The sequence below is a fragment of the Piscicoccus intestinalis NBRC 104926 genome, assembly GCF_001515525.1.
GTDB classification, from domain to species: domain Bacteria; phylum Actinomycetota; class Actinomycetes; order Actinomycetales; family Dermatophilaceae; genus Kineosphaera; species Kineosphaera intestinalis.
Window position 1 is genome coordinate 1 of record NZ_BCNQ01000156.1, and the last position, 10,513, is coordinate 10,513.

Consider the following 10,513-nt stretch of genomic DNA (forward strand, 5'->3'; position numbering starts at 1 on the left):
CGCGCCACGGCCCGCCGGCGCGCCGAGTACGAGCTGGTGTTCCGCGGGGCGCGGGTGCTGACGCCCGCCGGGGAGGCGGCCCGTGAGGTCGGGGTGCGCGACGGCAAGATCCTCGCGCTCGAGCCGCTCGGGTCGCACCTGCGGGCCGACACGATCGTGGAGCTCACGGACGACGAGGTGCTGATCCCGGGGCTCGTCGATGCGCACGTGCACGTCAACGAGCCGGGCCGCACGCAGTGGGAGGGTTTCGCGACGGCCACGAAGGCGGCGGCCGCGGGCGGGGTGACGACGATCCTCGACATGCCGCTGAACTCGATCCCGTCGACGGTCAACGGTCCGGCGCTGGAGTACAAGCGGCTCGTCGCGCGGCCGCAGTCGTTCGTCGACGTCGGCTTCTGGGGCGGCGCGGTGCCCGGCAACCTCGGCGACCTGCGCGAGTTGCACGACGACGGGGTCTTCGGTTTCAAGTGCTTCCTGCTGCACTCCGGCGTCGATGAGTTTCCGCCGCTGGGGCCCGACGACCTGGAGACGTACCTGCAGGAGCTGGCCGGCTTCGACGGGCTGATGATCGTGCACGCGGAGGACTCCCGGGCGATCGACCGGGCACCGGCCCCCGAGGGCGACCGCTACGCCCGGTTCCTCGCCTCGCGCCCGCGCGGCGCGGAGAACCTCGCGATCGCGCAGGTCATCGAGCGCACCCGCTGGACCGGGGCCAAAGCGCACATCCTGCACCTGAGCAGCTCCGACGCGCTGCCGATGATTCGCTCGGCGAAGGCCGACGGGGTCGACCTCACGGTGGAGACCTGCCCGCACTACCTGTCGCTCGTCGCGGAGGAGATCCCCAACGGCGCCACGGCGTACAAGTGCTGCCCGCCGATCCGCGAGGTCGGCAACCGGGAACTGCTGTGGGACGGGCTCATCGACGGCACGATCGACTACATCGCCTCCGACCACTCCCCCTCGACGCTGGACCTCAAAGAACTGGAGACGGGTGACTTCGGCACCGCGTGGGGCGGGATCGCCTCGGTGCAGCTGACGCTGTCGGTGATCCTCACCGAGGCCCGCCGCCGCGGCGTCTCCCTCGACCAGGTCGTCCAGTGGATGTCGACCCGCCCCGCCGAGCGCGTCGGGCTGCGGCACAAGGGGCGGCTGGCCGTCGGCTACGACGCCGACCTCGCCGTGCTGGCTCCGGACGAGGCGTTCGTCGTCGACGTCAAGCGGCTGCACCACCGCAACCCGCTGACCCCGTACGACGGGGCCACCCTCTCCGGGCGCGTTCGCGCGACCTACCTGCGTGGCCAACGCGTCGACTTCCAGCAGCCCACCGGCCGCCTCCTGCGCCGCGGCGAGGCGTAACTTCCCTCAAAACTGCGTGTCGTGGTCGGAACTGCTGTTCGTGTCGCAGTCCTCACCACGACCCGCAGTTTTCACGGTCGGGGGTTGGGATCGGGCAGGGAGAGCGAGTGCCCGGTCACGGGGCCGCGAGGTGGGCACCCCGGCTCCGTGGGTAACCTCGACACCCGTGGGCACCCCGGCCAAACCGCTTCGTGAACTCGTCCATCCGACGTGGGCCGATGCCCTGGAGCCGGTGGCCGACGAGGTGACGCGTCTCGGAGCCTTCCTGCGCGAAGAGATCGCCTCCGGCCGCGGCTACCTGCCCGGCGGCGCCCACATCCTGCGTGCCTTCGAGCGCCCGCTGCCCGACGTGCGGGTGCTCATCGTCGGCCAAGACCCTTATCCCACACCGGGACACGCGGTCGGGCTGTCGTTCTCGGTCGCTCCCGACGTGCGCCCGATCCCGCGCAGCCTCGTCAACATCTACGCCGAGCTCGTCGACGACCTCGGGGTGCCGATGCCCGCCAACGGCGACCTGTCGCCGTGGGCCGAGCAGGGCGTCATGCTGCTCAACCGGGTGCTCACCGTGCGCCCCGGCGCCCCCGCCAGCCACCGCGGCAAGGGCTGGGAGACGGTGACGCAGCGGGCCATCGAAGCGCTCGCCGAGGCCGCCGGCGCGGGCCAACCGCTCGTGGCGATCCTGTGGGGCCGCGACGCCCGCAACCTCACCCCGATGCTCGGGCGGGTGCCGCGGATCGAGAGCGCCCACCCGTCTCCGATGTCGGCGCGCAACGGCTTCTTCGGGTCGAGACCGTTCAGCCGCGCCAACGACCTGCTCGCCCGCCAGGGCGCCGACCCGATCGACTGGAGACTCTCGTGACCGACTCCCCTCGCGTGTGGAATCGCTATGTCGCCATTGGGGATTCGTTCACCGAGGGGATGTCCGACCCGGACCCGTCGCAGCCGGGCGCCTACATCGGCTGGGCCGACCGTCTCGCGGTGGCGCTCGCCGACGTCGCCGGCAGCGAGTTCGCCTACGCCAACCTTGCGATCCGGGGCCGCAAGCTCGCCGACATCACGCAGCGGCAGCTGCCGTTGGCCCTCGAGCTGGCTCCCGACCTCGTGAGCATCGTCGGTGGCGGCAACGACATCCTGCGGCCGCGGGCCGACATCGAGGCCCTCGCGGCGCAGCTCGAGGACGCGGTGGCGCGCATCCGCGCGACCGGCGCCGACGTGCTGCTGGCCACCCCGACCGACCCGCGAGAGGCCCCGCTGCTCAAGCACATTCGCGGCCGCCACGCGACCTATGCGGCACACATCTGGAGAATCGCGCGGCGGCACGGCTGCGCGGTGATCGACCAGTGGGGCATGGACTCGCTGCGGGACTGGCGGATGTGGGGCGAGGACCGCATCCACCTGTCGACCGACGGCCACAAACGCGTCGCGCAGGCCGCGTTCGCCGCGCTCGGGCTGTCGGCGCCCGACGGCGACTGGGCCGCGGCGGCGCCCGGCAAGGTCACCCTCTCCCGCGCCGACCAGCGCCGCGCCGACCGCGCCTGGGCCCGAACGCATCTCGCACCGTGGGTGCAGCGCCGCCTCACCGGCCGCTCCTCCGGAGACGGTCGCGACCCCAAGCGCCCCGCCCTCGGCCCGCTGGATCCGTTGCGCTGATGAGCCTCTGACCACTGGTTTTACCGACCGCCGGATATCGGACGCGTCGGATGCGACGATGTCTTGACGTTCCCACGGAGGTCGGTATGTCAGGTATCCGCAGTGTGGCGGTGGTCGGGGCAGGCATGGCCGGGCTGGCGACGGCTTGGCACCTACAGGAACGCGGCGCGCAGGTGACGGTGTTCGACCGCGGCGAGCCGGGCGCCGGCTCGTCGTGGGGCAACGCAGGCTGGCTGACGCCGGCGATCGCGACGCCGCTGCCGGAGCCCGCGGTGCTGCGGTACGGCGTGCGTGCGCTCGCGAGCCCGAGTTCTCCGGTATACGTGCCACCGACGGCCGATCCGCGGCTGGCCCGCTTCGTCGCGGGGTTCGTGCGACACAGCACGACCGGCCGCTGGCAGCGGGCGATGACGGCGCTGTTGCCGCTCAACGAGCGCGCGCTCGAGGCGTTCGAGCGCCTCGAGGCCGGTGGCGTGGCCGCGAGCACCGCCCCGGCCGACCCGTTCATCGCCGGCTACAGCGACGTACGCAACGTCAAGGTGCTGCTCGACGAGTTCGCCGACATCGCCGAGGCCGGCGGCACCGTGGACCACGAGCTGATCTCCGGTCAGGAGGCGCGCCGGCTCGAACCCACCGTCTCCGAGGGAGTCGAGGCGGCCATCCTCATCCGCGGCCAGCGCTACCTGCATCCGATCGAATTCGTCGCGGCGGTCGCGGAGTCGGTGCGCGGCCGCGGCGGCGACATCGTCACCGGCACCTCGGTGCGCTCGGTCGACGACATCGGCGCGGCCGGGGTGCGGCTGCGGACGGGAGACACGGCGGCCGGACCGTTCGACGCGGTCGTCATCGCCAACGGCGCCTGGCTCAACGACCTCGTGAGACCCTTCGGCGTCCGGCACGTCGTGCAGGCCGGGCGCGGCTACTCGTTCAGCGTGCCGGCGCAGTCGGTACCGCGCAGCCCGCTGTACTTCCCGGAGGTGCGGGTAGCGTGCACGCCGCTGGGCAACCGGCTGCGGGTCGCCGGGATGATGGAGTTCCGCCGTCCGGACGAGCCGATCGACCCGCGTCGGATTCAGGCGATCGTCGACTCGGCCCGTGAGCTGCTGCACGGCGTCGATCTGGAGGACCGCCGCGACGAGTGGGTGGGTTCGCGCCCGTGCACCGCCGACGGCCTGCCTTTGGTCGGGCGCACGACAAGCCCGCGGGTCTTCGTCGCCGGCGGCCACGGCATGTGGGGCATCACGCTCGGTCCGCTCACCGGCGAGCTGCTCGCCGAGCAGATCGTCACGGGCGAGGTGCCCGACGCGCTCACACCGCTGGACCCGCTGCGCCGCCTCGACTGGGCCCCCAGCCGCCTCCGGCGCCGCTCCGCCTCCCGGTGAGCCCGCGTTCAACGACCCTGACAACTGCGTGTCGCGGGCGGAGTGCAGCCCGTGTCGCAGTCCGCATCGCGACACGCATTCTCAGGGAAGTGGCCTCAGCGGCGTGAGCCGAGCTCCTCGCGAAGGGCGGCGGCAAGGCCGGAGACGTCGTCGGTTGTGGTGTCGAAGGAACACATCCAGCGCACCTCGCCGGTGGCCTCGTCCCAGACGTAGAACGGGTAGCGTGCCTGCACGCGCGGGGTGACCTCACGCGGCAGCACGGCGAAGACCGCGTTGGCCTCGGGCTCGCGCGAGAGCACGACGCCGTCGATGTCACGCACCGCGTCGGCCAGCGCGCGGGCCATCGCGTTGGCGTGCCGGGCGTTGGCCAGCCACAGGTCGTCGGTGAGCAACGCGAGCAGCTGGACGGAGGTGAACCGCATCTTGCTCGTCAGCTGCCCGTCGAGCTTGCGCACGAAGGCCGGCCGGCTCACCGCCTCCGGATTGAGCACGATGACGGCCTCGGCCGACAGCGCCCCGTTCTTCGTGCCGCCGTAGGAGACGACGTCGACCCCGACGTCCGTGGTGATCGCGCGCAGCGGCACGCCCAGCGCGGCGGCGGCGTTGGACAGCCGCGCGCCGTCCATGTGTACCCGCATGCCCTCGTCCTTGGCGTATGACACAAGTCGCGTCAGCTCGTCGACCGAGTAGACCGTGCCCCATTCGGTGGCCTGCGTCAGCGACAGCACGGTCGGCTGGGCGTGGTGTTCGTCGCCGTATCCCCAGGCCATGGGCTCGACGAGCTCGGGGGTCAGCTTGCCGTCGGGCGAGTCGACGGGGATGAGCTTGGCGCCCGCGATCTTCTCCGGAGCCCCGCACTCGTCGACGTTGATGTGTGCCGCGCGGGTGCACACGACCGCGTCCCAGCGGCTGGCGAGCATGTCGAGGGAGACGACGTTGGCGCCCGTGCCGTTGAACACCGGGTAGGCCTGCGCCCGCTCTCCGAACTGCTCGCGCACGACCCCGGCCAACGCCGAGGTGTACGCGTCCGCCCCGTACGCCACCTGGTGCCCGCCGTTCGCCGCGACGATCGCCTCGAGCACCCGCGAGTGCACGCCCGCGGCGTTGTCGCTGGCGAAACCGCGCGCCCCCGGGTCGTGCAGCTGCGCGAAGGAGCCGGTCAGGTCGGCGGTCTCGGGTGGCACGTTCGCTCCTCGGTTCGCTCGGCGGGCGTTCAGGACCAGTCTGACCACGATGACCCGGCAGGCTGCAGGGGGTCGCCCACATGAGCCGTGCTGCGCACGAGAGCGTGCCGATCGCATGTGACCAGGCACAAGTCCCGGCCGACCGGGCGCGTGTCGGCGGCCTGCGTTACGGTGAGCCCCAACGTCGGTTCGACCTGCCGGAGGCGTCATGTCGATAGCGAAGACTTTCCTGGAGTGGCCGGTGCTGCGCCAGGTGCGCAGCAGAGACCTGCTCGGCCGCGGGCCGGCGGTCACCTCGGCGCAGACGCGCGCCAAGCACCCCCGCACGCAGGACGCCGACACCGTGGCCCGCTCGGTCTGCCCGTACTGCGCGGTGGGCTGCGGGCAGAAGGTGTTCGCCAAGAACGGCAAGGTCATCGCCATCGAGGGCGACCCCGACTCCCCGATCTCGCGCGGCCGGCTGTGCCCCAAGGGCGCCGCCTCCGAGCAGCTCGTCAACGCCCCGAACCGCGTGACGAAGGTGCGCTACCGCGCCCCGTACGCCACCGAATGGCAGGACCTCGACGTCGACGTCGCGACCGACATGATCGCCGACCGGGTCATCGAGAGCCGGCGCCGCACGTGGCAGGACGCCGACGACCAGGGCCGGCCGCTGAACCGCACGATGGGCATCGCCTCCCTCGGCGGCGCGACGCTGGACAACGAGGAGAACTACCTCATCAAGAAGCTCTTCACGAGCCTCGGGGCGGTGCAGATCGAGAACCAGGCTCGTATTTGACACTCATCCACGGTCCCCAGTCTGGGGTCCTCGTTCGGGCGCGGCGGCGCGACCCAGTTCGTGCAGGACATGGCGAACTCCGATGTCATCGTCATCCAGGGATCGAACATGGCCGAGTGTCATCCGGTCGCGTTCCAGTGGGTGACCGAGGCGAAGATGCGTGGCGCGAAGGTCATCCACATCGACCCCCGCTTCACGCGCACCTCGGCCGTCGCCGACAAGCACGTGCCGATCCGCGCCGGCTCCGACATCGTCTTCCTCGGCGCGCTCATCAACCACATCCTCAGCAACGACCTGTACTTCGCCGAGTACGTGCGCGCCTACACGAACGCGGCGACGATCATCAACGAGGAGTTCCGCGACACCGAGGACTTCGACGGCGTCTTCTCCGGCTACGACCCGCAGACCGGCGCCTACGACCAGTCCAGCTGGGCCTACGTGGAGGCCGACGACGCCCCGAGCGTCGACGCCGACGACACCGTCGGCGAGGCGGGCCCCGAGGAACACGGCGGCTCGAAGGACGACCGCGCGGAGCCGGAGGCCTCCGGTGCTGCCGGACCGTCGCTGGAGCACGGCCGGGTCAAACGCGACGACACGCTCAGCGACCCGCACTGCGTCTTCCAGCTGCTGAAGAAGCACTACGCCCGCTACACCCCCGAGCTCGTCACACAACTGTGTGGAATCAGCCTCGAGGACTTCCACTACGTCGCCGACGCGCTCGTGCGCAACAGCGGCCGGGAGCGCACCGGCATGTTCGTCTACGCGGTCGGCTGGACCCAGCACAGCCTGGGCGCCCAGTTCATCCGCACGAGCGCGATCATCCAGCTGCTGCTCGGCAACATGGGCCGCCCCGGCGGCGGCATCATGGCGCTGCGCGGGCACGCGAGCATCCAGGGCAGCACCGACATCCCGACGCTGTTCAACCTGCTGCCCGGCTATCTCGCGATGCCGGCGGTCGGCAAACATGACACATTCGCTCAGTACATCGACGCGATCGGCTCCAAGCGCCAGAAGGGCTTCTGGGCCAACGCCGACGCCTACACCGTGAGCCTGCTCAAGGCCTGGTGGGGCGACGCGGCGACCGCCGAGAACGACTGGGCCTACGGCTATCTGCCGCGCCTGAGCGGGGCGCACAACACGTACGCCACCGCGATGGACATGCTGCGCGACAAGGTCGAGGGCTACTTCCTGCTCGGCCAGAACCCGGCCGTCGGGTCGAGCCACGGCCGCATGCAGCGCATGGGCATGAGCCACCTCAAGTGGCTCGTCGTGCGCGACCTGCGGCTCATCGAGTCGGCGACGTTCTGGAAGGACGGCCCCGAGATCGCCACCGGCGAGCTGGAGACCGAGAACATCGGCACCGAGGTCTTCTTCCTCCCGGCGGCCACGCACACCGAGAAGAGCGGCACGTTCACCCAGACCCAGCGCCTGCTGCAGTGGCGCGAGACCGCGGTGCACCCGCCGGGCGACGCCCGCAGCGAGCTGCAGTTCTTCCACGAGCTCGGGCAGCGCATCCGCGCCAAGCTCGCCGGTTCGACCGATCCCCGCGACCGGGCGATCCTCGACCTCACCTGGGACTACCCCGTCGACGAGCACGGCGACCCCGACCCGGAGGCGGTGCTGGCCGAGATCAACGGCTTCCACCTCACCGGCGAGAAGGCCGGGCAGCCGCTGGAGAAGTTCGCCGAGATGAAGGCCGACGGCTCCACCAGCGGCGGCTGCTGGATCTACACCGGCGTCTACGCCGGCGGCGTCAACCAGGCCAACCGGCGGGTGGCCAAGAACGAGCAGGGTTGGGTCGCCCCGCAGTGGGGCTGGGCCTGGCCCGCCAACCGGCGGATCCTCTACAACCGGGCCTCCGCCGACCTCGACGGCAAGCCGTGGAGCGAGCGCAAGGCATACGTGTGGTGGGACGAGGAGAAGGGCACCTGGACCGGCCACGACGTGCCGGACTTCCCCCTCGACAAGCACCCCCACCACCAGCCGGAGCCGGGCACGGGCGGCGTCGCGGGCCTGGCCGGCGACGACCCGTTCATCATGCAGGCCGACGGCAAGGGCTGGCTGTTCACGCCGAAGGGCATGGTCGACGGGCCGATGCCGACGCACTACGAGGCGCAGGAGTCGCCGGTCGCGAACTCGCTGTACGACCAGCAGCGCAACCCGGCGCGGCACGTCTACCCCCGCAAGGACAACCTCAGCGCGCCGTCGGCGGGCGAGGCCGGGGTCGAGGTGTACCCGTACGTCTTCACGACGTACCGGCTCACCGAGCACCACACCGCGGGCGGCATGAGCCGCTGGCTCTCCTACCTCGCCGAGCTGCAGCCGGAGTTCTTCTGCGAGGTCTCCCCCGCGCTCGCCGCCGAACGCGGGCTGACCAACGGCGGCTGGGCGACGATCGTCTCGCCGCGCTCGGCGATCGAGGCGCGCGTGCTCGTCACCGACCGCGTGCGCCCGCTCATCGCCAACGGCCGCACCGTGCACCAGATCGGGCTGCCGTACCACTGGGGCGTCGGAGGCGACGGTGCCTTCGTCACCGGTGACGCCGCGAACGACCTGCTCGGCGTGACCCTCGACCCGAACGTGCACATCCAGGAGTCGAAGGTCGCCTCGTGCGACATCCGGCCCGGGCGCCGGCCGCGCGGCGAGGCGCTGTTGCGGCTCATCGCCGAGTACCAGTCGCTGGCCGGGCTGACCAGCGAGACCGGCAACCGGCTGCGCGATGCCGACGCCGCCCCGCAGGGCGACCCGCGCGCGGGCGACGTCAACCCCGACCTCGAGCTGCCGACCCAGGACGGTGATACCTCGTGAAGCTCTGGCAGCAGCAACTGTCGGGCCCCACCGACCCCGCGCGCGACGCGAACTGGCAAGACCCGCCGCCGCGCAAGGGGTTCTTCACCGACACCTCGATCTGCATCGGCTGCAAGGCCTGCGAGGTGGCGTGCAAGGAGTGGAACGACGTGCCCGAAGACGGGCTAGGGCTGCTCGGATCGAGCTACGACAACACCGGCCAGCTCGGCGCGAGCACGTGGCGGCACGTCGCGTTCGTCGAGCAGAGCCGTGAGCGCATCGAGGCCGCGCGGGAGTCGGGCCGGCGGCAGGCCGTCGAACTCGGCATGCCGACGATGGGCCCGCCCGCACCCGACGCACCCCCGCTTCGCCGCGCCACCGCCTTCGACGTCTCGGGCGCCCCGCCCACGGGGCTGCCGCTGGCCGGGCCGGGCACCTCGGCCTCCGTCGACGGGGCGGGCTGGGCCGACCGCGACGCCTCGGGGCTGTCGGGGCCGGGTGGTCCGTCAGGCGCCTCGGCGCTGAGCGGCGACCGCACCGACCTGACCGGCCTCTCCGGCGAGTTCGCCGCGGAGCCGGTGCCGGCGACGATCCCCGACGGCGCGCCCGCCGCCGAGACCCCGGACTTCCGCTGGCTCATCGCCTCCGACGTGTGCAAGCACTGCACGCACGCCGGCTGCCTCGACGTGTGCCCGACGGGCTCGCTGTTCCGCACCGAGTTCGGCACGGTCGTCGTGCAGGACGACATCTGCAACGGCTGCGGCTACTGCGTCGCGGCGTGCCCGTTCGGCGTCATCGAGCGCCGCACCACCCCGCCGCAGGCCGACGGCAGCCCCCGCAAGACCGCGGTCGTCAACGAGGGCATCGCCCAGAAGTGCACGCTGTGCTACGACCGCATCGGAGCCGGTCAGCAGCCCGCGTGCGCGCAGACGTGCCCGACGACCTCGATCCAGTTCGGCGACCTGTCGGACATGCGCCGCCGCGCGCAGGCACGGGTCGAGGCGCTGCACGCACAGGGCTACACCGAGGCCCGGCTCTACGGCGCGAACCCCGACGACGGCGTCGGCGGCACCGGCTCTGTCTTCTTGCTGCTCGACGAGCCCGAGGTCTACGGTCTGCCGCCGGACCCGATCGTCACCACCCACGACCTGCCGGACATCTTCCGCAAGGCGGGATACGCCGGCCTGGCGATGCTCGGCATCGGCGTCGCCTCGTTCATCGGGAGGCGGTCATGAGCGACGAGACCCCGTTGACCTTCACGCCGCGGGTCGGCGAGGTGGGCGACAGCCCCGCGCGTCCCGGCGCCCCGGGAACCGCGGGCCGGAGCATCTTCGACGCCGGCAGCGCGGGCGGCCGCGAGGGTCTCTCGCGGACCG

General features: G+C 71.8%; 7 protein-coding genes. 6 read left to right on the top strand and 1 reads right to left on the bottom strand.

The features are described 5' to 3' along the window. The first annotated feature begins 36 nt into the window (after positions 1-36). The 4 genes from allB (at position 37) to PINTE_RS18150 (ending at position 4,388) form a co-directional block, all read left to right on the top strand. Complete coding sequence (gene allB, locus PINTE_RS18135; protein WP_084343781.1) at positions 37-1,356, top strand: allantoinase AllB; 1,320 nt, start codon at positions 37-39, stop codon at positions 1,354-1,356. Positions 1,357-1,522: 166 nt separating this feature from the next. Beyond that, complete coding sequence (locus tag PINTE_RS18140) at positions 1,523-2,215, top strand: uracil-DNA glycosylase (RefSeq protein ID WP_068433568.1); 693 nt, start codon at positions 1,523-1,525, stop codon at positions 2,213-2,215. A 59-nt stretch (positions 2,216-2,274) separates the two neighbouring features. Then, positions 2,275-3,006, top strand: a complete 732-nt coding sequence (locus tag PINTE_RS18145; protein WP_084343778.1) for an SGNH/GDSL hydrolase family protein — start codon at positions 2,275-2,277, stop codon at positions 3,004-3,006. An 86-nt stretch (positions 3,007-3,092) separates the two neighbouring features. Further along, positions 3,093-4,388 carry an NAD(P)/FAD-dependent oxidoreductase gene (locus PINTE_RS18150; protein ID WP_068433570.1) on the top strand — a complete coding sequence of 432 codons (1,296 nt, stop codon included), beginning with the start codon at positions 3,093-3,095 and terminating at the stop codon, positions 4,386-4,388. Positions 4,389-4,483: 95 nt separating this feature from the next. On the opposite strand, the gene PINTE_RS18155 is transcribed toward PINTE_RS18150, so the two are convergent. Continuing rightward, the gene (locus PINTE_RS18155; RefSeq protein ID WP_245643044.1) at positions 4,484-5,572 is read right to left on the bottom strand and encodes a threonine aldolase family protein; all 1,089 of its coding nucleotides are present in this window, start codon (positions 5,570-5,572) and stop codon (positions 4,484-4,486) included. A gap of 208 nt (positions 5,573-5,780) precedes the next feature. Between PINTE_RS18155 and fdh the strand changes: the two genes are divergently transcribed. Continuing rightward, complete coding sequence (gene fdh, locus PINTE_RS18165; RefSeq protein ID WP_245643045.1) at positions 5,781-9,158, top strand: formate dehydrogenase; 3,378 nt, start codon at positions 5,781-5,783, stop codon at positions 9,156-9,158. After that, entirely contained in the window at positions 9,155-10,372 is a 1,218-nt protein-coding gene (locus PINTE_RS18170; protein WP_068433574.1) for a 4Fe-4S dicluster domain-containing protein, read from the top strand. Before fdh ends, PINTE_RS18170 begins: the two co-directional genes overlap by 4 nt. Positions 10,373-10,513: the final 141 nt, after the last annotated feature.